This is a genomic window from Aestuariivirga sp., assembly GCF_041738905.1.
Lineage (GTDB): Bacteria > Pseudomonadota > Alphaproteobacteria > Rhizobiales > Aestuariivirgaceae > Aestuariivirga.
The window spans coordinates 30473-55654 of record NZ_JBGSOZ010000026.1; the positions used below are offsets into that span (position 1 = coordinate 30473).

Consider the following 25182-nt stretch of genomic DNA (forward strand, 5'->3'; position numbering starts at 1 on the left):
AGAAGCTTACCCATTGCGCCTTCGGGGCACTATGGCGGTTTTCTCATGTCTCCGTCATATCATCAGGTTCTTTGCGCTGGCCGACTTCATCTGCTTTCTTTGCGAGGGGGCGGAAGCTGGCGATATACGTCGCGATTCCCGCAATCGGTCCGGCAATCTGAGTCATCAGCAATGAAATGCCCGCGACGGTCGCAGCTTCGGCCGATTTCTGAATGCCTTGACCAATACCCGCTGCAGCATTGTCCGCGACAAACCTGAGTGGCCGCACGACAAAATTGCGCACGGTCATTGACCGCTGCGCCACAGCACTTGCTTGTTCCTTCTTGGCTGCCGCAATCGCACTGGTGTTGTCTGTTTCTTCTATGATGGACTGAAAGCGATTGAACTCGTCACGTCCATCCGCCAACGCCTCTTCTGCTGCATCGGATACGATGTCATTTCCAGCTACCGCCCTGATGAGGTTTTCGACTTCCTCGTTGACGGCAACAGCATCACCTTCGGCCAGTTGCAGCGCAATGCGATTAGTCTCCAGAGCAACGACATTGGGCAACTGGGCCCTGAAGTCCTGGAAGCTCTGGTAGGCGTCGTCAATGACGGCAATGACATCATGAGAAAACTCGGCGCGCCCCTCTGGTGACGAGATTGCCACGGCATCCGCCTCCACAGAACGAAAACACGAGAGTACCTTTCCTGCACGCAGGTCCTTGACTGAGGACGACGAAAGCAATTGGGCAGCAGCCAAGAATGTATCGACAAATCGGGGGACGCATTGTGTCCGCGTGAGCCTGTTGGCAGCCTCCCTCAGCTTCCGGACCAAGTCTTCCCGCATGCCATCTGCATCAGCGAGAAACGCGTCACTCGCGGTCACAGGCTTTGCCGTGAGTTGTCCTGCGGAGAAATCGAAAACAAAACTGGCTGGATATTGAATGAGGTCCCGAGGTTCTGCGCTTATCGAACTGCGCCCCGCAATTTCCTCTTCCTTCTTGCGGATCAACGCGTTGACGTGGGCCGGGCCTTTCTTCCAGTCGACCTCGCTGTCGAGAATTACGCGATAAATGTCCAGTTCTTCGCCACCGGGCGTCGGCTCTCCGGCCAGAACGGCGTCGTACCACCGAGTCCAAACGCCCCAATCCTTGCCACTTCGCAATAACTCATTCTTTGCATCGCGCCACTTCCTCAACAGGTCCTGTGGCGTACCGTTGCGCCAAAGCGGTTGTCCAGCAAGATCGGTTGCTCCCGCGCCGCGCTGGAGAATGCCACGATCGGCAGTAAACTCTGTCGCAACCGCCCCGCTGGCATCGGCTGCATTGAGAACAGCTTGAGCGGCATCGAAAAAATCCTCGTGGGCAACGAAGGCAGTGGCGTCATGAGCGGCGGAAACCGCAGAAATGACGTAGGGATGAAAGTGTCTGCGAAGGTGGTTCGATACATTGAAGTTAGCAGAGAACGAAGAGCGGGCGGCGGCACGCAACTGGCTGGCCTTGGATGGATATTTGCCCAACACCAAAGGCAGCCCCATCGCACGAAAAATGGACAACATCACTGTTACTTTAAGGTCGGAGGCCGGATAACTACCCTCACGACTAAGCTGCTGCAACACGGGCAGTACACGCAGGGCTGCTCGGGCCGCGATAACATTTGCAGTATCCCGTGGCTGCGTTTTCAGCCAGTTTTCAATCTCGTCGTGATCAAGTATTTCCACCGTGCAGTCAACTCCGCGCCATTCGTCCAACTTGGCGACGTTAGGTCACTTGCGCAAGGCCCCAGCACCCTGCCGCGGTAATGTTGATTTCAATCAATGCGCCTAGTCTACCGTGGAGCAGAAATGCCCCCAAAGGGAGCACCCCATGGGTTATGTCCACCACATCGACCCCGTGATGTTCAGCATCGCGGGGTTCAATGTTTACTGGTACGGCTTTGCCTACACCTTTGGCTTCGCCTTCATGGTGCTCTGGCTGTGGTGGAAGCGGAGCGTCCTCGGCTGGTCGCCGGCACAAGTCGTCAATCTCTCCATCGTCTTCGTGGTCCTGATTCTCGCGGGCGGGCGCATCTTCGACGTCATCGTCTATGAATGGGAGTGGTACCGCCTCCATCCCGACCAGATCGCGAAGCTCTGGGTCGGCGGCATGGCGAGCCACGGGCTGCTGGCGGGTTCAGCGCTTGCGGCGGTGGTGGCATCACTCTGGACCCGGACGCCACTCCTCAAGCTGCTCGACATTCTCACCGTCGCTGCCGCCTTCATCTTCGGCGTGGGCCGCATCGGCAATTTCATCGAGGGCGGCGTGATCGGCACGGTGACCACCATGCCCTGGGGCGTGAAGCTCCCCGACGTCGAGGGCTTCCGCCATCCCGTCTCGCTCTATGACGGCGCCAAGAATCTCATGCTGGTGCCGCTCCTCATGGCCGTGCTCAGGCGCTGGCCGGCAGGCCGCGGCGTCGCCACCGCAGTCTTCCTCATCGGATATGGCAGCCTGCGCTTTCTGGTCGACCAGTTCCGCGACTACGAGTCCGCACTCGGCGGCCTCGGGCCGGGGCAATGGTTCAACATCGGCATGGCCGTTTTCGGCGTCCTGATCCTGGCCGTCTGCCTCAGGCGGAATGCAGGAACGGTCGAGACAAGGCCAGCCGCCAGCTCGCCCGTACCGGTGCTGGGCGCGCTGCTCATTCTGCTGCTGGTGCTGTTTCCACTGTCGATCCCCACGAGCTGGACGACCGAATACATTGTCCTCAAGCGTGGCGCGGCGGCGGAACAGCCCGCCCCCTGACGCGGGAACTCCGGCTATTCCGAGGCTGGCGGTGGAACCGAGAAATCATCGGCCCTGCCCTTGGGCGCCGGGCTCACCTGCCCCAGCTTGAACAGCAGCGCTGCCGGGCTCCCCTCGGGCGCCATGGCGCGGATGGCGTTCAGTGCATCGTCGGGCGCGAGGTCGGCGGTTGCCATCAGCACGGCATCGGCGGTCACGTCGTCGGGCCTGATGGTGAAGGTATCGCCCAGCATAAGCGACTGCCCGAAGAGCGGCACGTCACGCGCATTCGGTTCCTCGCGTTGCGGGCGCAGGTCCGGAACTTCGGCCTTCGCGGTCTTCACCGGCGGTTCGGCGCCGGCACTCTCGATGGCCGCCAGCACGAGTTGACCCATGCGGTTGTTGCCCGCCTTGAAGAAGGAAATGCCATCCTTGCCGCGAAGCCGCTTCACCTCTCCCGTCTCATCGGGGCCGGTATCGGTGTAGGAGCCATCGGCCGCACTCAGGTCGCGGCGGATGCCGAGATAGGTCATGCCACGGGCTTCCACGCGCGCGCGCTGCAACGCCGCGATCACCTGCATCGCGACATCATACTCAGGGTCCTGCATGGGCGGCAGCTCGACCCAGTACACCTTGGCCCCGGAGGCTGCGAGCTCATCCAGAAGCTTGTCCATCTGGGCATTGTAGGCCGCGATCCAGCTTGGCGAATTGAAGGCGTGGCGCTCATTGCCGGTGCGGACCATCTGGCGGTCGTTGGTGCCCAGCATCACGACGATCACGTCATAGGACCCGCTGGCAAGGATCTTTGGCAGCGTGGCCGGCCAGTCATAGACCTCGGGACGCGCCAGGCCCGATTCCTCGTTGAAGCGAAGGGTGACCTCGTAGCCGTCATTCGCCTCGAGCAGCCGCAGCAGGCCAGCACCCAACCCGCCGCCAATGGCATCGCCCAGCACGAGGACATGTGTGAGCCCCTCCTGTTCACCGGCCGGCACGGGCGCAGTCTCTTCGGCGGCTGAACCCATGACCGGCGTCACCGGAGTCTGCGCGGCAGCGCTTCCGCACGCGAGCCCGAAGCTCAGGGCGATGGCAAGACGCCGTCTCACGCACTCTTCTTCTTGATGTGTTGCAGGAGTTTCACAGAGGGAACGCCGTCGAGCGGCAGGCCGGCGCTCTTCTGGTACGCGATGATCGCCTCATAGGTCCTGGCGCCGAAGCGGCCGTCAGTGCCGCCGGTTTCGAATCCCATGGCATTGAGCCGCTTCTGGAGTTCCACGCGCTGCTCGAAGCTCAGGTCGAAATCGACATCTGGCCAGGCCGCCTTGAACGGACCCATGCCCCGGATACGGTCGCCCAGGTGGCCGACGGCCAGCGCATAGGAATGCGAGATGTTATAGTCCATGATGGCGAGGAAGTTCCGCGTGACGAGGAAGCGTGGCCCCGCGACGCCCTGCGGCACCATCACGAAGGCATCGGCATTGGCGGACCCGAACTTTGCGCCATCCGCGCGCGCGATGCCGAGTTTCTCCCACGCGGCCACCGTGCGCCACTTCGAGCGGCCAACGAGCGACATGTTGAAGCCCTTGGGCAGTGTGATCTCCCAGCCCCAGGGCCGGTCCATCTTCCAGCCCGCCTTGGCGAGATAATTGGCCGTGGAGGCGAGAGCGTCCTCCTTGGAATTCCAGATGTCCTTGGTGCCGTCACCGGTCCAGTCGACGGCATAAGAGAGATAGGACGTGGGGATGAACTGGGTGTGGCCCATGGCGGCTGCCCATGAGCCCGTGAAACTATCCGCCTTCACCACGCCACGCTTCAGGATCTTGAAGGCCGCGATGAGCTGCTGATTGGCGAAAACCTTGCGGCGGCCCGAATAGGCGAGCGTAGCCAGCGAGCGCATCACGCTCATCGAGCCCTTGTCCTTGCCGAAATTCGACTCCATGCCCCAGATGCCCAGCAGGATATGACGGTCGACGCCATACTTCTTCTCGATGGCCGCGAGCAGCTTTGCGTCCTCCGCCTTCTTCGTCTGGCCGGTTTCGATGCGGATGGGGGTTACAGCCTTGGCCAGATAGGCCGACGTGGTGGAGGTGAATTCCGGCTGGTTGCCGGCGAGTTTCAGCACCAGCGGATCGGGCTCGGTGATGCCGGCGAAGGCCTGGTCGAACAGTTCGCGCGAGATTCCTGCCGCCTTGACACGCGGCCACAGGGTCTTCTGGATGAAGGCTTCGAACTTCGTCTCGGCGAGCGCAGGCATGGCGCAGAACGGCGCGAGGACAAGCAGCGAGGCAAAATGACGTCGGTTCATGGCTTCCCTTCGAATCGGACAGCGAGATCGCCGAAAACTCTAACAGGGAAGTGTTTCAGCCGCCAAATGCGGCCTCAATCGGGCATGGCCAACGAAAAATCAGGCGGCGTTGCGCTGGGCCAGCTTGCGCTCCCAGGTCAGCGCGGTCTCGACGATGAAATCGAGGTTTTCGTGCTTCGGCGTCCAGCCGAGGATGGAGCGTACACGGTCAGCACCCGCCACGATGGCCACCGGGTCACCTTCGCGCCTTGGCCCGTACTTGACGGGAAGAGCAGCGCCGTTGACACGCTCCACGGCCTTGATGACGTCGAGCACCGAATAGCCCTTGCCATAGCCGCAGTTGAAAATGCCGCTCTCGCCGCCACGGCGAAGATGAGCGAGTGCGTCGACATGCGCCGAGATGAGGTCGCTGACATGGATATAGTCGCGCAGGCACGTCCCGTCGGGGGTCGGGTAGTCGGTGCCGAAGACCTCGAGTTCGTCGCGCTGGCCAAGTGCTGTCTGGCAGGCGACCTTGATCAGATGCGTGGCGCGCGGCGTGGACTGTCCGACACGGCCCTGCGGGTCGCTCCCGGCCACATTGAAATAGCGAAGCGCAATGTATTGCAAGCCATAAGCCTCATGTGCGTCCTTCAGCATCCATTCGGTCATCAGCTTCGATGAACCGTAAGGCGAGATGGGAGCGGGTGCGGTCTCCTCGAACACTGGTTGCGTCAGCGGGTTGCCGTAAACGGCGGCGGTCGACGAGAAGATGAAGCGCGGAATGCTGGCCTTCACCGCGCAGGCCATCAGCATCCGCGACTTGACCGTGTTGTTGAGATAATATCCAAGCGGATCACGCACGGAGTCCGGCACCACGATCGAGCCCGCAAAATGCACCACCGCATCGAAGCTGTGATCCGCCATCAGCCGGTCGAGCAGAGCCTCGTCGCCAATGTCGCCTTCGACGAGCTTTGCCTTGGGAGAGACCGCCCACCAGTAGCCGGTCGACAGATTGTCGAGCACCACCACATCCTCGCCCATGTCGGTCAGGGCCAGCACCATGTGGCTGCCGATATATCCGGCACCGCCTGTGACAAGGATGGTCATGCATTTCTCCTCTGGCATGAAACAAATCGTAGGAATTGATATTATATGACATCTGCATTCGGAACGGCTGGCTAAAACCGCGCTGCCAGCCGCGTTTGCAGTTAAGGAAAGGTGAATCATGGTCCGCCGCATCAAGACAGCCGTGTTCCCCGTCGCAGGTCTGGGCACACGCTTCCTGCCGGCGACCAAGGCGATGCCGAAGGAAATGCTCACCGTGGTCGACCGCCCGGTGATCCAGATCGCCGTCGACGAAGCCCGCGAAGCCGGTATCGAGCATTTTGTCTTTGTCACCGGGCGCAACAAGGCCGTCATCGAGGACCATTTCGACAAGCAGTTCGAACTTGAGGCGACACTCCGTGGGCGCGGCAAGTCGGCCGAACTCGATCTCCTGGAACAAGACCTTCCCGCCGCCGGCCAGACCAGCTTCACCCGCCAGCAAGAACCGCTGGGGCTTGGGCATGCCGTATGGTGCGCGCGCAACCTCGTCGGCCACGAGCCGTTCGCACTGCTGCTGCCCGACATGGTGATGCATGCGAAGCCCGGTTGCCTGAAGCAGATGATGGACGTCTACGAAGCCCAAGACGGCGGCAATGTCGTGGCCGTCGAGGAGGTTCCCTGGGACCAGGTGACCCGCTATGGCGTGGTCGGCGCCAGGGACTGGAAGGGTAACGCCTTCAGCATCGATGGAATGGTTGAGAAGCCCAAACGCCGCGAGGATGCGCCCTCGAACCTCATCATTTCTGGCCGCTACATCCTGCAGCCCGAGATCTTCGGCGAAATCGAACGCCAGGAACCGGGAGCGGGCGGTGAAATCCAGATCACCGACGCCATGATCCGGCTGATGGCGCGGCAAGCCTTCCACGGTGTGAAATACGAAGGAACGACCTATGACTGCGGCGACAAGGTGGGCTTCCTCGCCGCCAATGTCGCCTTCGCACTCGAGCGCGCCGATGTCGGCCCCGGCTTCAGGGATGCGCTCCGGAAAATCCTGGGAGACAAGCCGCTTTAACGGGTGACGGTGAGGCCCGTCGAGAGACGTTGCTCGACATAGCCGTTGCCGGCGGAACCCTGGTCGAGCCAGGTGAGATCATAGCCCGCAGTCCATGACAGGTTCGGATTGAATTTCCAGGCCACGCCCAGATTGGCGTCATAGGTCTTCTCGTAGGATGTGCCGAGGTCGTCGATCTCGACGGATGCTCCCGCCGACAGTTCGACATTGTCGCGCAGGTCATGCGTGGCGTTGACGCTGGCGATCCATGTGGGTTGCCCGCCCTCCGCCGTGGATGAGGTTTCGTCGATGGCGGTCGAGGCCGCGAACACGATGCTTGTCAGCTCGGTCGGACTCCACGTGACGACCCCCGTAAGTCCCACGGCATCGACAGGCGCGAGCGATCCGTCATTGTAGTTGCGGTGCAGGTAGGTCAGGCCCAGTTCGCCTGTCCACAGCGGACCTGCTGCGATTTCCACACCGGCCGACACGCCATAGCCTTGCGAATCCCGGTCGATGCCGTTGCGGTCAGGCGTGTCGGTATGGTGGCGCGGCGTAAAGGCGAGTTCGATATAGGGCCTGAGCAGGTCGGACACGCCATAGCTGGTCCGCAGCAGCACGCTCGGCTGCACGTAATTGAGATCGTCGTTGCTCTGCGAGGCCCCGCCTGAGGTTTCACTGTCCTCGTAGTGGCGGAGCACGGCGCCGCCCTCGAGCGACGCCCGCAACCGGCCAAAGTCACGCGTGAGGCCGGCCGACGCTGACAGCGTGTGCTCGACCGGGTCTTCGTTGGACGGCGTGTCGATCGTGTAGCCCGCCTCGAGATTTGCGATGAGATTGCGGCGGATGTCGAGCCGCAGGACCGCATCCGAATCGAGCGTTTGCGTGTTGGCGCTCTGGTTGTCCCTGTAGGAAACGAAATCGCCGGAAAGATTGGCGGTAAGCGAATGCCTGATCCAGTTGCTTTCAAGGCGCAAGGTCGGCCTGAGGCCCAACCCCACATCGGATTCCGGATCGTTTGAGGTCTGGTTCACGTTGTCAGAATAGACCCCGCTCGTGTTGAGCGAGGCATAGAGCCTGAGGCCCTCGTGGCCGAAGCCGTGCGGCGCGTAAGGGTCTGCCGCTGTCCTGTTGGCCGGCGCGATGGGACCGGGCTCGACAGGCTCGGGCGGTGCAATCTCCAGCGTCGTTTCGGAGAGCTGCGCCTGCACCGGTTTGGGCGGCGTGGCCTCATCCGCCGCTTCCGCGGAACTGATCGTACCCTTCAGCGGCAGGGTGGATTGCGACATGGCGGCACCGGACCCGCCTGCAAGCAGGCTGGCGGACAGAAGGGCAGCAGCAAGGCCACGCCGTGCGATCGTCGGACGGTACTCCACGGCGGAGAGGCTAGGGACTTATGGTTAATGCCGGATTGACGCCTTGTATCGTACCGCTTTGCAAAACCTTCCGAAATTGCCTAAGAGACTCGGATGCCGATGAAACTCGCAGACCAACCCATTCCACTGGGCGCGCAATGGCGTGCCTCGGCCCGCAGCGCGCTCGTCACCGAGACGGAGGGCATGCAGCAGCTGATCGATGCCGTCGACGGCCCCCTGGGCGATGCCCTCACACGGGCCGTCGAGGTGATCCGCAACGCCAAGGGCCGTGTCGTGATGACCGGCATGGGCAAGAGCGGCCACATCGCGCGCAAGATCGCGGCGACCATGGCGTCGACTGGAACGCCAGCGAGCTTCGTTCACCCCGCAGAGGCCAGCCATGGCGACCTCGGCATGATCACGCCGGACGACGTCGTCATCATGATCTCGAATTCGGGTGAATCGCCCGAGCTTCGCGACATCCTCACCTACTCGCGCCGATTCTCGGTACCGTTGATCGCCATCACGTCGGTCGCCTCCAGCACGCTGGGCAAGGAAGCCGACATCGTACTGCAGTTGCCCCGCGCCAAGGAGGCTTGCCCCAACGGGCTCGCGCCCACCACTTCCACGCTGTTGCAGCTGGCGCTTGGCGATGCGCTGTCGATGGCGCTGCTGGAAGACAAGGGCTTCAGCGCGCATGATTTCCGCAAGTTTCATCCCGGCGGCAAGCTGGGCGCCCAGCTGAAGCATGTGCGCGACATCATGCACAAGCGCGAGGAACTTCCGATCGGGCCTGAATCGACACCGATGACCGATGCGCTGATCCTGATGACCCAGCGCAGCTACGGGTGTTTCGGCGTCACCGACAGCGAGGGCCGACTCGCCGGTATCGTCACCGACGGCGACCTTCGCCGCAACATGAAGTCGGAATTGTTGTCCCTTACAGTCGGCAACGTGATGACACGGTCGCCCAAATCAATCGACCCGGACGCCCTCACCTCGGAAGCGCTGGAGCAGCTGAACACGCTGAAGATCACCAGTCTCTTCGTGATCGATGGCGAGCAGCGTCCCGTGGGCCTCATTCACATCCACGACCTTCTGCGGATCGGCCTGATCTAGCGGAGTCTCAGGCTGAGGCTACGACCAGCCTCATGCCTTTCACCGCCGTGATCGTCACGCGGGCACCGGCGGCAAGGTCGGGGCCTTCGATTTCCCAGATCGTGTCCTCGATCGCCAGTTTGCCATGACCGTCGACGATCGGCTCGCGCAGCGTGAAGCTCTGTCCCACATAACTCAACTGGCGGCGGTTGAGATAAGGATTGTCGTCAGGCTCAGCGTTTGGTCCCCTGTAGAGTTTCCGTCCCGCAAAGACGCTGACAACTGAAAGGGCTGCAAAGATCAACAGCTCAGCCTGCCAGGGAAGGCCGAAAACATTGTCGGCAAGCCCCGTGGCGGCTGCGGCAATGGCCAGCCATATGAAGAACACGCCGGGCGCCATGAGTTCGAGCAGCAGGAAGACACCTGCCGCCACCCACCACGTCCATTGGCCGAGAAAGGGGAACAACTGATCCATGTTCAGTTCCCTGCCTCAGGACCTGGGCGTCACGTTGGGCACACTGCCGCGCCGCGCATTCGAGGTCGGCGCCTGTCCGCCGAAGGCTTCCTTGGCAATCTCCGCGATGCCGCCGATCGATCCGATCACCGAGGCGGCTTCCACCGGCAGCATCAGGATCTTCTGGTTCGGCGATGTCGCGATCGATTCGAGCGCCTTGATGTAATTATTGGCGACGAAATAGTTGATCGCCTGCACGTCGCCCGCAGCGATGGCGTTCGATACCATCTCTGTGGCCTTGGCTTCGGCTTCGGCAAAGCGCTCGCGTGCTTCGGCATCGCGGAAGGCTGCTTCCTTGCGTCCTTCTGCTTCGAGCACCACGGCCTGCTTCTCGCCTTCTGCCTTCAGGATGGCGGCGGCGCGCAGGCCTTCGGCCTCGAGGATCGCGGCGCGCTTCTCGCGCTCAGCCTTCATCTGCCGCGCCATTGAATCGACGAGGTCGCGCGGCGGGTTGATGTCCTTGATCTCGATGCGGTTCATCTTGACGCCCCACGGCTGGGTCGCCTGGTCGACGACGCTCATCAGTCGCTGGTTGATGTCGTCGCGCTGCGACAGGAGATTGTCGAGATCCATCGAACCCATCACGGTACGGATGTTTGTCATCACGAGGTTGACGACCGCGTTGTTGAGGTCACGCACTTCGTAAGTGGCGCGCGGGGCATCGACGATCTGGAAAAACGCGATGCCATCGACCTTCACCATGGCATTGTCGCGGGTGATGACTTCCTGCGAGGGAATGTCGAGCACTTGCTCCATCATGTTCTGCTTCGCGCCCACCCTGTCGATGAACGGAACGATGAGTCCAAGCCCAGGCTGAAGCGTCCTTACATATTTGCCGAACCGCTCGACGGTGTAGTTGTAGCCTTGCGGCACCATGCGGATGGCACGCAGCAGGTAGAAGATCACCACTGCCACGATGACCAGTACGAATACGCTCAAGCCTTCAAACATTGCCGTCACTCCATTGCGCCGCCAGACGCGGCCCGTCCAATACCATGCTGTGCCCTTGCGGCGACTTCAAGACATCTCAGGCCCAGCCCTTGAGCTCATTGCGGACGAGCTTTTCCATCATGGTGATCGAGGGTTCTGAATCGTTGAGGCAGGGCACCACGGAGAACTTCTCCCCGCCCGCTTCCTCGAAGGTCTCCTTGAGGCCGATGGCCACCTCTTCAAGCGTCTCCACGCAATCCGACGCAAACCCCGGCGTGATCATCAGAAGTTTCTTCACGCCCTTTCCGGGCAGTTCCTCGACCGTCTGCTGCGCATAGGGCTGCAGCCATTCTGCCTTGCCGAAGCGCGACTGGAAGACGACCTGCAGCTTCTCGCGAGGCAGCTTGAGCCGCTCGCCCAAGAGCCGCGCCGTCTTCATGCAGTGGCAATGATAGGGATCGCCCGCCATGAAATAATCCTTCGGCAATCCATGGAACGAGGCGAGGATCACGTCCGGCGTCCAGTCCAGCGTCTTCAGGTGGGCCTCCAGCGACTGCGCCAGCGCCTCGATATGGGCTTCGTCGTCGAAATAGGGCGGCACGGTGCGGATGGCGGGCTGCCAGCGCATGGTTTTCAGCGCGTCATAGGCCTTGTCGAGTGCCGTCGCCGTGGTGGACGCAGAATATTGCGGATAGAGCGGAAACAGCAGGATGCGGTCGCAGCCCTGGTCCTTCAATGCCTCGATGCGCTCTTTCGTGGGCGGCAACCCGTAGCGCATGCCCCAGTCGACGATCACCTGCGGCAGGTCGGCAAGGCGCGCCGTCAGTTTCTCGGCCTGCGAGCGCGTGATGGTCTTCAAGGGCGACTCGTTCCTCTCCCGGTTCCAGATCTGCTCATAGGCATGGCCGCTTTTTTTCGGGCGGGTCGACAGGATGACCCCGTTCAGCAGCACCCACCACAGCACCGGACTGACCTCGATCACCCGCCGGTCGGACAGGAACTCCTTCAGGTAGCGGCGCATCGGCCAATAGGACGTGCCCTCAGGCGTGCCGAGGTTGATCAGCAACACGCCAACCTTTCCGACCTTGAAGGGCGGATGCCCTTGGGGAAGAACATTCATATGCCTAGAACCGGTCCTCTTCGGCCCCTATGGCCAGGGGCTTTGACTACCCTGCCGTTAACGGCTTGAAAATGCAAAAAGATCATACTGACGCGTAATTTGGCTCCGAACGGCGGGCAAGCGTGGAAATGGTGGGCGCCGGGACAGGGTCCCGGGAGCGCAAGATCGTAAGGGTTGCGCTGCTGGGACTCGCTCCAGCGGCGGGCCTTTCAATTTACCTTACGTCATCCAGTTCGGGTGACATCTCCCTCAGTCTCCTTCTGCTGTTCGCAGCGATCGGGTTCATCCCCCCCTTGCTGGCCGGGCATCCACGCATCGCAGATACGAGCTGCGCTCTTGCCACCTTCACGGCCGTCGGAACCGCACTTCTGTCCGAGGAAGCGCCGCAAAGTTATGCCATTGCGGTCTTCGCCGTCTTCTATGGCGTGGTGGTCGGCGGACTTGCCCGGCAATTGCGCATCGCCGCAGCCCTGACAGGAACGGCGGAGAGCGCGCCGTTGCTCACCCAGCCAGACATCCCCCCTGCTCTGCCCCGCAAGGACGTCCGTACGCCCGACCTGATCGAGTCCGTGGTGCAGGAACTGCGCAGCCCGGCAAATGTCATTCTGGGCTTCTCGGAAATCCTCCATTCTCCCGCGGCGCATGACATCGACGAAGCTGTCTTGTCGAGTTATCGCCAGTTCGTCCTCGACAACAGCCGCTCCCTGTCGAACGTCCTCGCCGAACTTGGCGATATGATCCGCCTTGACTGCGGCCGTTTCCGGTTGATCGAGCAGGACATCGATGCGGCGGAACTTGCCGAGGCTGCCATCCGGCAATGCCGCGCGGATGCGGAGAAGGCCGATGTCGTTATCATCGCAGGGCTCTACGACGGCATCGAACTTCATTGTGACAGCATCCGGATCCGCCAGGCGCTCGCCAGCATCGTCACCCGTGCCGTGAAGACCGCCCCACCCCGAAGCGCCGTCAAGGTTGCCTTCAGCCGGACGGAGTCGGACGGACTTGCGATCTCCGTGACCGACCGGGGCCGCAGCCTGCTGATGGAGGATCGCGAGAGCCTAGAGGTGCCTGATCTCGGCCGTAACGGGCTCTCCGCCCTGTCACTTCCCATTGCCAGACGGATCGTGCTCCTTCATTCTGGCAGCCTGACGATCGACAGTGCTTCGGGCGCCGGCACGACCCTTCGTCTTGTGCTTCCCGCCGGGCGCGTCAAATGGCCTTCGGTGCAGGAAACCATCGCAATGCGCGCCGCCTGAAGGACCTCGACACCAGACATGGCCGGCTCGCCTTTCATTCCGTCCTTCATGGGCGCCGTCGACTCGGCGACGCCCACCGGATTTTCGGCGGCAATCTTTGGTGCCCCGCATGGAACACCCTATCCGGGCATCGACAATCGCGTACATGAAACGGCACCCGATACCTTCCGCAAGTCGCTCGCAGAAGATTCACTCTGGCTCGATCATTGGGATTTCGATCTCGGCGGAACACTGCTCAGCCATGGCCTTTCAGTCTGCGATCTCGGAAACCTGCCAACCGCTCCGCAGGATGGCGAAGGCAACCGCACGCTCATCGAAACCAAGACTCGCGGGATTCTCGAGGCGGGTGCCGTGCCCATCATGTTCGGCGGTGACGATTCGGTGCCCATCCCGTTCATCGCGGCCTATTCGGACCAGCCGGCCACCGTCATCCTGCAGATCGACGCCCATATCGATTGGCGTCACGAACGCCACGGCGAAACGATGGGATTTTCCTCCACCATGCGCCGCGCGTCGGAGCACAGCCATGTCTGGCGGATCGTCCAGGCGGGCGCACGCGGCATCGGCAGCGCGCGCGAGGCCGAAGTGAAGGATGCCATTGCCTGGGGCGCACGCCTCATCACTTCGCGCGACATTCACCGCGATGGCGTCGGGCAGGTCCTCGACCATATTCCGGAAGGATGCGACTGCGTCATCTCGTTTGACTGCAATGCGCTCGACGTTTCCCAGATGCCGGCTGTCGTATATCCAACGCCAGGCGGCCTCAGCTATACGCAGGTGACCGACCTCATCGCCGGCGTCGCCGCGAGGGCACGCATCGCCGGCTTCTGCATGGTGGAGTTCGTGCCCGGACGCGACACGGCTGGCACCGCAGCTTTCACCGCCGCGCGGATCGCCGCCAATGTGGTGGGGCGGATCGCCAGGCCGGAGTAGCGTTCACTCCGCTGCGGCTTTCACAGGCGCAGGCCTGCCCTCGAACAGCGCGACCAGCTCCGCCTCCCGCATCTTCGCCTTCGCAGCATTGGCCTCCTTCACATGGCCAAAGCCACGGATGATTTCGGGAAGCGCAGCGATCTCGATGGCGGCCGGCGTATTCGCCGCATTGAGCCTTGGCAACAGGCTTTCGATCAAGGCGCGATAATCCGCAACAAGCTGGCGCTCCATCTTCCGCTCCGCCGTGCGCCCGAAGATATCGAGAGCGGTGCCGCGCAGGCCCTTCAGCTTCGCCAGCATTCGAAAGCCGGTCATCATCCAGGGCCCGAACTCCGTCTTCAGTGGCTTGCCAGTGAAGGAATCCACCCGCCCCATGATCGGCGGCGCCAGATGATAGCGAAGCGTGAAGTCGCCCTTGAACTGCCTCGCCAGGTTCGCGGCGAAGGCGCCATCCGAATAGAGCCGCGCAACCTCGTACTCATCCTTGTAGGCCATCAGCTTGAACAGGTTGCGGGCGACAACCAGGGCCAATGGTTCCGACGTCGCGCGCACCTTGTCGATGAAGCTGCGATAGGTTCCGGCATAAGCTGCATTCTGATAAGCGGTCAGGAAGTCCACGCGGCGCGCCACGATGTCATCCAGCGTCTCGGGCTTTTTCTCCGCCTTGGCGCCGATCACCGCGCGAACCGCCTGTTCGTCCACCGCCGCCCTGCGGCCCCAGTTGAAGGCCGCGAGGTTCATCTTGACGCCCACGCCATTGAGCTTCACTGCCGCCTCGATCGCCTCGCGCGAGACCGGCACCAGGCCCTTCTGCCACGCAAAGCCCAACGTGAAGAGATTGGCCGCGATCGAATCGCCCAGAAGCTTCGTGGCGATTTCCGTGCCATCGATGGCCGAGAGCGCGCCCTGCTTCACCGCTGCCGCGATCTTCAGCGTCAATGCACCGCCCTGCACATCGAAGTTCGCATCGTGCGTGAAATGCGCGGGCATCGTCTCGTGGCTGTTCACCACCGCCGCTGTCTTCTCGCGTGCCGCCGCGCTCAGGATTCGCTCCGAGGCGCTGGTGACAAGATCGCAGCCGAGGATGAGATCGGCATGGCCACGTGCCACGCGCACGGCTGAAATGTCCTCAGGCCGCGCCGCGATCTTCAAGTGAGTGACCACCGCGCCATTCTTCTGCGAGATGCCAACCATGTCGATCAGGGCCGCGCCCTTGCCCTCCATGTAGGCCGCCTGCCCCAGGATATGCCCGATGGTGACGACGCCCGTGCCGCCGATGCCGGTAACGAGAATGCTCCACGGCTTGTCGAGCGCGGGCATCTGGGGCTCGGGCACCACGGGGAACGGCACCTTGTCGAGATCGACTGCGGGACCGCCCGTCCCCTTCACCAGTTCGCCGCCTTCGACGGTCACGAAGCTCGGACAAAAACCTTTGATGCAGGAGAAGTCCTTGTTGCAGTTCGACTGGTCGATCTTGCGCTTGCGCCCGAATTCGGTCTCGGCCGGCTGGATCGCCACGCAGTTCGACTGGACGCCGCAATCGCCGCAGCCTTCGCAGACAAGCTCGTTGATGAAGATGCGCCTGTTGGGATCGGGGAACTCGCCCTTCTTGCGGCGGCGGCGTTTCTCGGCAGCGCAAGTCTGGTCATAGATGATGATGCTGGTGCCCTTGACACCCATCATCTCGGTCTGCACTGCCTGCAATTCGCTGCGGTGATGGAAGCTTGTGTAAGCTGGGAACGCCGCCCGCGAGGGATACTTGTCGGGCTCATCCGATACGACGGCGATCCGCTCGACGCCAATCGCGCGCATTTGGGCAGCGATCTGCTCGACGCTCAGGCCGCCGTCGTTGCGCTGGCCGCCGGTCATCGCCACCGCATCGTTGAACAGGATCTTGTAGGTGATGGTGGTGCCCGAGCCGACCGCATGGCGGATCGCCATGAGTCCTGAGTGATTGTAGGTGCCGTCGCCGATGTTCTGGAACACGTGGCCGCGCTTCGAGAATGGCGCCTCGCCCACCCAGTTGGCGCCCTCGCCGCCCATGTGCGTGGCGCCCTCCGTCGTGCGGCCCGGCACGAACTGCGCCAGCCAGTGGCAGCCGATCCCCGCATAGCCGCGGGCACCTTCGGGCAATACGGTCGATGAATTATGCGGGCAGCCCGCGCAGAAATACGGCACGCGCGCTACGAGGTCGGCCTGGTTGCGGGCCGTCGCCGCCTGCTGCAATGCCGAAGCGCATGCCGATGTCGCGCGGTCCCTGATGCGCTCGGCGATGGCGATGGCAACCTGGTTCGGCTCCAGCACGCCATGCGAGGCGAATAGCGTCTTTCCCGCCTCGTCGGTCTTGCCGATCACGGCAGGGCGGATTTCCTCCGCATACAGAATATCGCGGATCTGCGCCTCGATCAGAGAGCGTTTCTCCTCCACCACCATGATGGTCGAAAGCCCCTTCGCAAAGTCACGGATGATCGAGGGCTCGAGCGGCCACACCATGCCGATCTTCAACACCCTGATGCCGAGCTTCGCGGCCTGCACCTCGTCGATGCCGAGGTCGTCCAGCGCCTGGCGCACGTCGAGATAGGCCTTGCCCGCAGCGACGATGCCGAGCCGGGGCGTGTCTCCACCCCGCATGACCAGGCGGTTGATGTTGTTCACGCGGGTGAAGGCCTTGACCGCCGGAATCTTCTGCATGTGCAGGCGTTCTTCCTGAACGATACGGTCGTCGCTGGGCCGGATCGACAGTCCGTCCGGCGGCATCACGAAATCCTTCGGGATGACCGGCGTCACGCGGTCGAGGCCTGCTTCCACCACGGCGGATGACTCGACCGTGTCATGCACGCACTTGAGGCCCACCCACACGCTCGCATAGCGCGACAGGGCGAGGCCGAGGAGCCCGTAGTCGATGATCTCCTGTACGCCCGCTGGTGCGAGTACCGGAATCATCGCATCGGTCAGCGCGATGTCGCTGGCATGAACGACGGTCGATGATTCGCCCGAGTGATCGTCACCCGCAATGGCGAGCACGCCGCCATGAGGCGACGTCCCAGCCATGTTGGCATGGCGGAAGACGTCCCCGGTGCGGTCGACGCCGGGGCCCTTGCCATACCAGATGCCGAACACGCCATCGTGTTTGCCCTCGCCCCGCATCTCGGCCTGCTGCGTGCCCCAGATGGCGGTCGCTGCAAGATCCTCGTTGAGGCCAGCCTGAAACCGGATGTTGCGTGGCTCGAGCACCTTTCGAGCCGACTGGAACTGGTTGTCGACGGTGCCGACAGGCGAACCGCGATAGCCCGAGATATAGCCCGCCGTATCAAGACCCGCCTGCCGGTCGCGCTCGGACTGCATCAGCACCATGCGCAGGATCGCCTGCGGGCCCGTCAGGAACAGGCGCTTGATCGAAAGGTCATAAAGGTCTGCGAGGCTGTGCGTGGACTTGGACATGGGCGCAACTATACTGAAACGCATGAACAATCAAAACGCTTCCCCTGCAGGGGTCACATTCCCGGATGCCGTCAGGGTCTGGGCGCGGATCGGCTGCCTGTCTTTTGGCGGGCCGGCCGGCCAGATCGCGCTCATGCACCGCGAAATCGTGGAAGAGCGGCAATGGCTGAGCGAGAAGGAATATCTCTCGGCCCTCAATTTCTGCATGCTGCTGCCGGGGCCGGAGGCGATGCAGCTTGCGACCTATGCGGGCTGGAAGCTGCATGGCGTCAAGGGTGGCTTGGCCGCGGGACTGCTTTTCGTGCTGCCGGGTGCCTTCGTCGTGCTGGCGCTCACCATGCTCTATGCCAGCTTCGGCAAGCTGCCCGTGGTCGACGCGGTCTTCTACGGCATCAAGGCCGCCGTGCTGGCCATTGTCATCGAGGCGTTGCTCCGGGTAGCAAAACGCGCCCTGAAGGGCACGTCCGACTGGATCATCGCAGGCCTCGCCTTCCTCGCGCTCTATGCCTTCGCGGTGCCATTCCCCATTGTCATCATCGCAGCTGCCGTCTTCGGCTTCTGGCGCAGCAGCGGGGTGAGGGAAGAGCATGCGGGCAAGCTCCCCTCGCTTGGCGACATCAGCCGGACAGCGGCTCTCTGGGCTGCCATCTGGCAGGTGCCGCTCGCCGCTCTTGCCATGTTTCTCGGCCCGCATCATGTCCTGACCGAGATCGGCGTCTTCTTCTCGAAGCTCGCCGTCGTCACCTTCGGCGGCGCCTATGCGGTCCTTACCTACATGGCGCAGGCCGCTGTTGAACAACAGGGCTGGCTCTCGGCACCGGAGATGATCGATGGACTGGCCTTGGCCGAAACGACACCCGGCCCCCTGATCCTCGTCACACAATTCGTCGGCTATTTCGCAGGCCTCCGCGAGATGGGGTCCACCTGGGGCGGCATCGCGGGCGCGGTGGTGACACTCTGGATGACCTTTGCCCCCTGCTTCCTGTGGATCTTTGCCGGGGCGCCCTACATCGAAGCAATCGGCAAGCGCCCGCGGCTGTCGGGCGCGCTTGCCGCCATCACCGCGGCCGTCGTCGGCGTCATCCTCAACCTCTCGGTCTGGTTTGGCCTGCATGTGCTGTTCGGCAAAGTGGAGCGGCTTGATGCCGGCTGGTTCCGGCCGTGGATACCGGACTGGGTCAACCTCGACTGGTTCGCGCTGGGCTTGAGCCTGATCGCCGCGCTCGCCCTGCTGAAGTTCCACCTCGGCATCATCCGAACGCTGCTTCTCTGCGCAGCGCTTGGCGCGGCGTGGCGGCTGCTGCTCTAGCCCCAACTCCAGAAGTCGTTGCCTTCCTTGGCGAGGCTGCGGGCCAGCACCATCTTGTGGACCTCCGATGCCCCGTCCACCAGCTTGGCGCAGCGGGCATAGCGGTAGATCCATTCGAGCACTGTATCCTTCGAATAGCCCTTGGCGCCGCACAGCTGCACGCCTACATCCGCCGCGCGGTTCAAAGTGTCGGCCACATGAATTTTCGCCATCGACACTTCCTTCTGCGCTTTTCCGCCCTCATCGAGCTTCCACGCCGCATGCATGGTGAGAAGCCGTCCCTTCTCGATCTCGGCGGCCACCTCTCCCAGCATGATCTGCACGCTCTCGTGCTGTGCCAGCGTGGTGCCGAAGGCCTTGCGCTCCTTCACGTAAGTCTGCGCGATCTCGAGGCAGCGCTTGGACAGCCCCAGCCAGCGCATGCAATGGGTGAGCCGCGCCGGCCCCAGCCTGATCTGCGTGAGGCGAAGCCCGTCACCCTCCTCCATCAGGCGGTTCTCTTCCGGAATTTCAAGCCCGTCGAACTCGACCTCGCAGGTGCCGCCCAATTCTTCCGGCCCCATCGTTTCAACGCGCCGCACGATGCGCCAGCCGGGCTGGTCCTTGTGATAGAGAAACGCCGACAAGCCATTGCGCGGGTCATCCGAAGTCCGCGCGACGAGAATGTAATGCGTGGCGCCATCGGCACCCGAGATGAACCATTTTCGTCCGTGTACGACGTATTTGCCGCCGCGTTTCTCGGCTCGTGTCAGCATCATGCCGCCGGGGTCGGAACCTGACCCCGGATGCGGCTCGGTCATCACGAAGGACGACCTGATCTTGCCGTCGATGATCGGTTGCAGCCACTTGTCCTTCTGCTCCTCGGTCTTCAGCACCTTGTTGAGCACGCTCATGTTGCCATCATCCGGCGCGCAACAGTTGAAGCAGAGCGGCCCGAAGATCGAGCGGTTGGCCTCCTCATAGAAGGCAGCCCAGCCCACCATCGGCAGCCCAAGCCCGCCGCGCGCCTTCGGCATTTGCGGCGCCCAGAGTCCCTCCGCCTTTGCCTTCTCGCGCAAGGGAGCCAGCACATCGAGCTTGATGTTCTCATGCGCGTCGTAGTTCGCGCGGTCCGCCTCGAGCGGAATCACGTTCTCTGCGACGAAAGCACGGACCTTTAGCCGCAGCGCGTCGATCTCAGGCGAAAGAGAAAAGTCCATCAGTCACTCCTCAGGCAAGGGCATGGCCGCCATCGACCAGGATCGAAGCGCCCGTCATGAAACCGGACGCGCGCGGCGAGGCAAGCAAGAGCAGCGTGCCGTCGAGATCGGCAGCCTCGCCCGCGCGGCGCTGTGGAATCTTCCGGATCAGGTCCTGGCCGGCCGGACTGGCAAGGTAGTCGTCCGTCATCTCGCTGTGGATATAACCGGGACAGATCGCATTGACCCGAATTCCGTGGCGCGCCCATTCCAGCGCCTGCGCTTTCGTCATGTGCAGCACGGCCGCCTTGCTCACCGCATAGCTGGCGGACGACACGCCGACTTTCGTAGCGACCAGCGAGGCGATGTTGATGATGGCACCGGAGCCCTTACGCGCCATCAGCATTTTCGCAAAGGCTTGCGAAAGATGCCACACGGAATCGACGTTGGTCTTCTGGATCGCCGCCCATTCGTCCTCCGGCGTATCCACGATGCGGAGGCCCCCGGCGATGCCGGCATTGTTGATGAGCAGCGTCAAAGGTCCCGCCAGCGCTTCGGCTTCTTCCAGCTTCGCAGGCAGTTGTTCGAAGCGCGTCACATCGAGCGAAAGCGGATGAATGTTCGGATGAGCGGCGGCGAGTTCAGCGAGACGTTCGGTGCGGCGCGCAGCCGCAATCACCTTCGCCCCTTGCGCCGCCAGCACCTCCGCGAAGCGTGCGCCCAGCCCCGAGGATGCGCCGGTGACCAGCGCAACTTCGCCGGTGAGGTCGAAAAGCCGTTGTGCGGCCAAGACTTGGTTCATCGGTTGGACTTTACCCCTGTGCTGGGGCTATCTAGACGCCAAATCAGCGTGTTCACAAGGCTTGGAAATGTCCTACCTGCCCCTCGTCGGCCTGCCGGCTGACACCTACGAGAGCCACGGCTTTCTCTACCACTCGATCGGCGACAAGTATGTGCGCGCGGTGGCGGAAGCAGCACTCTGCACGCCGGTGATGATCCCCTCGATGATCGACGCGTTGGAGATCGACGCGCTGCTCGACCATTTCGACGGCATCCTGGTGACGGGTGCCGTCTCGAACGTTCATCCGCCGCACTATGGCGAAACGCCGTCCGCCGCCTACGAGCCTTATGACCATGCCCGCGATGCCACCACGCTGAAACTCATCGAGCGCGTCATCGCAAGGGGCATGCCGCTGTTCTGCATCTGCCGGGGCTTTCAGGAATTGAACGTCGTCATGGGCGGCACGCTCGAAACCGAGTTGCAGGACATCGAAGGCCGCCTCGACCATCGCGCCCCCGTGCATGACGATGTCGACGTGCGCTATGCGCCGTCCCACGCCATCAACATCCGTCCGGGCGGCATGCTGGAGAAGATGCTCGGCAAGCGCGAGACCATGGTGAACTCGATACACCGGCAGGGCATCAAGCGCCTCGCCCCCGGCCTCGCTGTCGAAGCGACAGCGCCAGACGGCATCATCGAAGCCGTCTCGGTGCGCGACGCCAAGACCTTCGCCTTCGGCACCCAGTGGCACCCGGAATTCAAGGCGCTCCACAATCCGGATTCGATGAAACTGTTTTCGGCGTTTGGGGAGGCCGTCAGGGCCTATGCGAGGAAGCGCAGCGCGCCAGCGAAGCAGATCGCCTGAACCAAAAGTGCAGCTACGATGGCAAATGCACGTGTGAATGTGTTTACATCGGGCGGCGGGGTAAGTATTTTTTATGAGTGTCTGCGTGAGTTTTACGGCGGCAGACTGAAGCCGGTTTGAAACCAGACATCACTCGCGAGTTCACCAGCATGTTGAACCGTGTGAATCTATGCGCCGCCATTTTCGCACCGATGCTCATGGTGCATTTTCAGGAAGCAGATTGCTGTATCGATCTGCGCGCGGTGGTATTGCAGCAATCATCCGAACTGCAGAAAATCGCCGAATGGACCGCAGTGCAGTCTGGCCTGCGCGCAACGACTTCACTCCCGCGCCTTGAGCTTCGCAGCCCAGCTGAATTGGCCGCGATCCGATATGGCGGCAGCCCTGTTCAAATGGGAGCCGACATCATTGCCCTCTACGACCCTGCAAGCCGCACGATACTTCTTTCAAAAAATTGGCAAGGCACCAAGACAGCTGCCTTTTCGGTTATCGTCCATGAGATGGTGCATCACCTTCAGCAAGAAAATGGCAAGCGCTACGGCTGCGTGCAGGAACAGGAAGAACAGGCCTTCGCCGCGCAGGACGCCTGGCTGGCCGAAAACGGCAGCAGTCTTGAAAAGGAATTCGGCATCGATCCATTCACACGTCTCGTGGCGAGCCTCTGCCCCTACTGATGCCGCCGCTTACAACATGCTCGGCAGCACGCGGTCCGGCGGGTTGTGGCCGTCGACCCAGGTCTTGATGTTGATGATCACCTTCTCGCCCATGTCGATGCGGCCTTCGATGGTGGCGGAGCCCATGTGCGGCAGCAGGACTGCCTTCTTGGCTTTCAGCAGGCGCGGGTTCACGGCGGGCTCATGCTCGAACACGTCGAGACCAGCACCACCAAGCTCATTGGCTTCCAGCATGCGGGCCAGCGCGTTCTCGTCAATCACCTCGCCGCGCGCGGTGTTGACGATAATCGCTTCCTTCTTCATCAGCTTGAGGCGGCGCGCCGACAGCAGGTGATAGGTGGCGGGCGTGTGCGGGCAGTTGACCGACACGATGTCCATGCGCGCCAGCATCTGGTCGAGGCTCTCCCAATAAGTCGCCTCAAGCTCCTCTTCAACTTTCGGATGAACAGGCTTGCGGTTGTAATAGTGGATCTGCAATCCGAAGGCCTTGGCGCGCCGCGCCAGCGCGGTGCCGATGCGGCCCATGCCGATGATGCCCAGCCTCTTGCCGCCGATGCGGTGGCCGAGCATCCAGGTGGGCGACCAGCCTTCCCAGCTGTTATCTGCGCCGATCACCTTCGCGCCCTCGATGATGCGGCGCGACACCGCCATGATGAGCGCCATGGTGAAATCCGCCGTATCCTCGGTGAGGACGCCCGGCGTGTTGGTCACCGTGATGCCGCGCGACAGGGCCGTCTCCACATCGATGTTATCGACGCCGTTGCCGAAATTGGCGATGAGCTTCAATTGCTCGCCCGCCTGCATCAGCACCGCCTTGTCGATGCGATCGGTGACGGTGGGCACCAGCACTTCCGCCGTCTTCACGGCTTCCACAAGTTCAGCCTTGCCCATGGGCTCGTCACTGGCGTTGAGACGGGTCTGGAACAGCTCCATCATCCGCGTTTCGACGACGTCGGGCAGCTTGCGGGTGACGACGACGAGGGGCTTGCGCTTGCTCATGCGGGGAAATCCTGGTTCCGGTCCTGTCAATCAAGACATTCTTAACCCTCAGGGGCCAATCCTGTCATTGCTCCATGTCAGCTCTCCCGTTTGCACGGGCCGGGCCGTGGTGTAAACTGGCTTTGTGTCTAGCAAGAGACTCAGGCGCTGCGGGGCGGGCGGTGCATGGTCTTGAGGGATAGGGGAAACATGGCGGGAAGCCTTGGCGCGCGGCGTCGAATCGGCACCATCATCATGGGGGTTGCCTGCATAGGCGTCGCCGCAGCGGTTGGCTGGTCGGTGTTCGGCAAGCGCAGCGATTCGCTGGCGAGCGTGGCACCAGGCGACATCACGGCCTCGATCGATTCTGCGGCACCCCGCTCTGTCGGCCCGTCTGGCCTGCCCATTCCGCGCTTCGTTTCGCTCAAAGCCGAGAAGGTGAACGTGCGGCGAGGGCCCTCCAGCGACCATCCGGTGGCATGGGTCTTCCAGCGCAAGGGCCTGCCTGTCGAGATTGTCGCCGAGTTCGAGAACTGGCGCCGGGTCCGCGATTCGGACGGCGAGGAAGGCTGGATTCTCCAGAACATGCTTTCGGGCAAGCGAACGGCCGTGGTGGCGCCCTGGAAACAGGGCCAGACCGTCCCGCTCTATGATTCGCCCAACACGGCGGGCGGCATGCTGGCCAAGGTCGGCGCCGGCGTCGTCGGCGAAGTCTCGTCCTGCTCGGGCGACTGGTGCGAGGTCACAACCGGCGGCTATGACGGCTACGTGGAACAGACCCAGCTCTGGGGCGTCTATCCCGGCGAATCGGTCGACTAACCGCCGAACCCGTCCCAGAAGGCCTTCGCCTTGGCGAAGAAGCCTTCCGACTCAGGCGAGTTGTTGCGGGCTTCCTTTTCGAATTCCTTCAGAAGCTCGCGCTGGCGCCTCGTGAGGTTGACCGGCGTTTCAACCGCGACCTGGATATACATGTCGCCAGACTGCGATGAGCGCAGCACCGGCATTCCCTTGCCCTTGAGGCGGAACTGCTTGCCTGTTTGCGTTCCTTCTGGAACCGAGACGCGGGCCTTCTTGCCGTCGATCGTCGGCACCTCGATCTCGCCGCCCATGGAGGCCACCGTCATCGAGACGGGCACCTTGCAGAAGAGATCAGCCCCGTCACGCTGGAAGAACTCATGCGGCCTGACCGACAGGAAGATATAGAGATCGCCGGAAGGTCCACCACGCAGGCCCGCTTCGCCTTCGTTCGCCAGCCGGATGCGGGTGCCGTCCTCGACGCCCGCCGGGATATTGACCGAGAGCGTGCGCTCCTTGGTGACTCGGCCCTGGCCGCCGCAGGAGCCGCAGGGGTCGGAAATGACCTGGCCCCGGCCCTGGCAGGTCGGGCAAGTCCGCTCGACCGTGAAGAAGCCCGATTGCGAGCGGACAGCGCCCTGGCCACCGCAGGTGCCGCAGGTCTTCGGACTGGAGCCCGGCTTGGCGCCAGACCCGTTGCAGGTGTCGCACTGGACGGAGGACGGAACGCGAATCTGTGCTGACTTGCCGGCATAGGCATCGGTCAGGCTGATTTCCATGTTGTAACGGAGATCGGCACCGCCCGACTGCGCCTTGTACATGGCCTCGCCCA

At 62.5% G+C, this 25182-nt stretch carries 22 protein-coding genes; 9 read left to right on the top strand and 13 right to left on the bottom strand.

Features of this window, described 5'->3' with window-relative positions:
• Positions 1 to 43 precede the first annotated feature (43 nt).
• Complete coding sequence (locus ACEW8Q_RS01795; protein ID WP_373502339.1) at positions 44 to 1702, bottom strand: hypothetical protein; 1659 nt, start codon at positions 1700 to 1702, stop codon at positions 44 to 46.
• A 145-nt stretch (positions 1703 to 1847) separates the two neighbouring features.
• Between ACEW8Q_RS01795 and lgt the strand changes: the two genes are divergently transcribed.
• On the top strand, positions 1848 to 2765 hold the full coding sequence (gene lgt / locus ACEW8Q_RS01800; RefSeq protein WP_373502340.1) for a prolipoprotein diacylglyceryl transferase: 918 nt from the start codon (positions 1848 to 1850) through the stop codon (positions 2763 to 2765).
• A 14-nt stretch (positions 2766 to 2779) separates the two neighbouring features.
• Here lgt and ACEW8Q_RS01805 read toward each other — a convergent pair whose 3' ends face one another.
• From ACEW8Q_RS01805 to galE, 3 genes are all read right to left on the bottom strand, one after another.
• Positions 2780 to 3847, bottom strand: a complete 1068-nt coding sequence (locus tag ACEW8Q_RS01805; protein WP_373502341.1) for a DUF459 domain-containing protein — start codon at positions 3845 to 3847, stop codon at positions 2780 to 2782.
• Positions 3844 to 5046 (bottom strand): lytic murein transglycosylase, encoded by a 1203-nt coding sequence (locus ACEW8Q_RS01810; RefSeq protein WP_373502342.1) that lies wholly within the window; start codon positions 5044 to 5046, stop codon positions 3844 to 3846. Before ACEW8Q_RS01810 ends, ACEW8Q_RS01805 begins: the two co-directional genes overlap by 4 nt.
• A 99-nt stretch (positions 5047 to 5145) precedes the next feature.
• Positions 5146 to 6135 (bottom strand): UDP-glucose 4-epimerase GalE, encoded by a 990-nt coding sequence (galE, locus tag ACEW8Q_RS01815; protein WP_373502343.1) that lies wholly within the window; start codon positions 6133 to 6135, stop codon positions 5146 to 5148.
• A 118-nt stretch (positions 6136 to 6253) separates the two neighbouring features.
• On the opposite strand from galE, the gene galU reads away from it, so the two are divergent.
• Positions 6254 to 7144 (top strand): UTP--glucose-1-phosphate uridylyltransferase GalU, encoded by an 891-nt coding sequence (gene galU, locus ACEW8Q_RS01820; RefSeq protein ID WP_373502344.1) that lies wholly within the window; start codon positions 6254 to 6256, stop codon positions 7142 to 7144.
• Here the strand turns inward: galU and ACEW8Q_RS01825 are convergent.
• Positions 7141 to 8499, bottom strand: coding sequence for an outer membrane beta-barrel protein (locus ACEW8Q_RS01825; protein ID WP_373502345.1), 1359 nt, complete (start codon positions 8497 to 8499; stop codon positions 7141 to 7143). The genes galU and ACEW8Q_RS01825 overlap by 4 nt on opposite strands.
• 99 nt (positions 8500 to 8598) lie before the next feature.
• On the opposite strand from ACEW8Q_RS01825, the gene ACEW8Q_RS01830 reads away from it, so the two are divergent.
• Positions 8599 to 9597: an SIS domain-containing protein gene (locus tag ACEW8Q_RS01830; protein WP_373502346.1), complete on the top strand. Its 999-nt coding sequence runs from the start codon at positions 8599 to 8601 to the stop codon at positions 9595 to 9597.
• A gap of 7 nt (positions 9598 to 9604) precedes the next feature.
• On the opposite strand, the gene ACEW8Q_RS01835 is transcribed toward ACEW8Q_RS01830, so the two are convergent.
• The 3 genes from ACEW8Q_RS01835 to hemH form a co-directional block, all read right to left on the bottom strand.
• Positions 9605 to 10051, bottom strand: a complete 447-nt coding sequence (locus tag ACEW8Q_RS01835; RefSeq protein ID WP_373502347.1) for an NfeD family protein — start codon at positions 10049 to 10051, stop codon at positions 9605 to 9607.
• A 15-nt stretch (positions 10052 to 10066) separates the two neighbouring features.
• Positions 10067 to 11041 (bottom strand): SPFH domain-containing protein, encoded by a 975-nt coding sequence (locus tag ACEW8Q_RS01840; RefSeq protein ID WP_373502348.1) that lies wholly within the window; start codon positions 11039 to 11041, stop codon positions 10067 to 10069.
• 76 nt (positions 11042 to 11117) lie between these two features.
• A complete protein-coding gene (hemH, locus tag ACEW8Q_RS01845) occupies positions 11118 to 12140 on the bottom strand; it encodes a ferrochelatase (RefSeq protein WP_373502349.1) in 1023 nt (340 codons plus the stop codon).
• A gap of 128 nt (positions 12141 to 12268) precedes the next feature.
• On the opposite strand from hemH, the gene ACEW8Q_RS01850 reads away from it, so the two are divergent.
• Positions 12269 to 13396 carry a sensor histidine kinase gene (locus tag ACEW8Q_RS01850; protein ID WP_373502361.1) on the top strand — a complete coding sequence of 376 codons (1128 nt, stop codon included), beginning with the start codon at positions 12269 to 12271 and terminating at the stop codon, positions 13394 to 13396.
• Positions 13397 to 13414: 18 nt separating this feature from the next.
• Complete coding sequence (locus ACEW8Q_RS01855) at positions 13415 to 14329, top strand: arginase family protein (RefSeq protein WP_373502350.1); 915 nt, start codon at positions 13415 to 13417, stop codon at positions 14327 to 14329.
• 3 nt (positions 14330 to 14332) lie between these two features.
• Here the strand turns inward: ACEW8Q_RS01855 and ACEW8Q_RS01860 are convergent, their stop codons facing one another.
• On the bottom strand, positions 14333 to 17770 hold the full coding sequence (locus tag ACEW8Q_RS01860; RefSeq protein WP_373502351.1) for an indolepyruvate ferredoxin oxidoreductase family protein: 3438 nt from the start codon (positions 17768 to 17770) through the stop codon (positions 14333 to 14335).
• 22 nt (positions 17771 to 17792) lie between these two features.
• On the opposite strand from ACEW8Q_RS01860, the gene chrA reads away from it, so the two are divergent.
• Positions 17793 to 19079: a chromate efflux transporter gene (chrA, locus tag ACEW8Q_RS01865; RefSeq protein WP_373502352.1), complete on the top strand. Its 1287-nt coding sequence runs from the start codon at positions 17793 to 17795 to the stop codon at positions 19077 to 19079.
• Here chrA and ACEW8Q_RS01870 read toward each other — a convergent pair.
• Both ACEW8Q_RS01870 and ACEW8Q_RS01875 read right to left on the bottom strand, forming a co-directional pair.
• Positions 19076 to 20278, bottom strand: a complete 1203-nt coding sequence (locus ACEW8Q_RS01870) for an acyl-CoA dehydrogenase family protein (RefSeq protein ID WP_373502353.1) — start codon at positions 20276 to 20278, stop codon at positions 19076 to 19078. The genes chrA and ACEW8Q_RS01870 overlap by 4 nt on opposite strands.
• A gap of 10 nt (positions 20279 to 20288) precedes the next feature.
• The gene (locus ACEW8Q_RS01875; RefSeq protein WP_373502354.1) at positions 20289 to 21059 is read right to left on the bottom strand and encodes an SDR family NAD(P)-dependent oxidoreductase; all 771 of its coding nucleotides are present in this window, start codon (positions 21057 to 21059) and stop codon (positions 20289 to 20291) included.
• A gap of 67 nt (positions 21060 to 21126) precedes the next feature.
• Here ACEW8Q_RS01875 and ACEW8Q_RS01880 point away from each other — a divergent pair, with 67 nt between their 5' ends.
• Together ACEW8Q_RS01880 and ACEW8Q_RS01885 are read left to right on the top strand one after the other, a co-directional pair.
• Positions 21127 to 21903 (top strand): gamma-glutamyl-gamma-aminobutyrate hydrolase family protein, encoded by a 777-nt coding sequence (locus tag ACEW8Q_RS01880; protein ID WP_373502355.1) that lies wholly within the window; start codon positions 21127 to 21129, stop codon positions 21901 to 21903.
• A gap of 116 nt (positions 21904 to 22019) precedes the next feature.
• Positions 22020 to 22577 carry a DUF6647 family protein gene (locus tag ACEW8Q_RS01885; RefSeq protein ID WP_373502356.1) on the top strand — a complete coding sequence of 186 codons (558 nt, stop codon included), beginning with the start codon at positions 22020 to 22022 and terminating at the stop codon, positions 22575 to 22577.
• A 9-nt stretch (positions 22578 to 22586) separates the two neighbouring features.
• Here ACEW8Q_RS01885 and ACEW8Q_RS01890 read toward each other — a convergent pair whose 3' ends face one another.
• The gene (locus ACEW8Q_RS01890; protein WP_373502357.1) at positions 22587 to 23576 is read right to left on the bottom strand and encodes a 2-hydroxyacid dehydrogenase; all 990 of its coding nucleotides are present in this window, start codon (positions 23574 to 23576) and stop codon (positions 22587 to 22589) included.
• 189 nt (positions 23577 to 23765) lie between these two features.
• Between ACEW8Q_RS01890 and ACEW8Q_RS01895 the strand changes: the two genes are divergently transcribed.
• Positions 23766 to 24374, top strand: a complete 609-nt coding sequence (locus ACEW8Q_RS01895; protein ID WP_373502358.1) for an SH3 domain-containing protein — start codon at positions 23766 to 23768, stop codon at positions 24372 to 24374.
• Here the strand turns inward: ACEW8Q_RS01895 and ACEW8Q_RS01900 are convergent.
• Positions 24371 to 25182 (bottom strand): molecular chaperone DnaJ (locus ACEW8Q_RS01900; protein WP_373502359.1); only part of this gene is annotated, 812 nt, incomplete at its 5' end. The two genes, ACEW8Q_RS01895 and ACEW8Q_RS01900, sit on opposite strands and share 4 nt — an antisense overlap.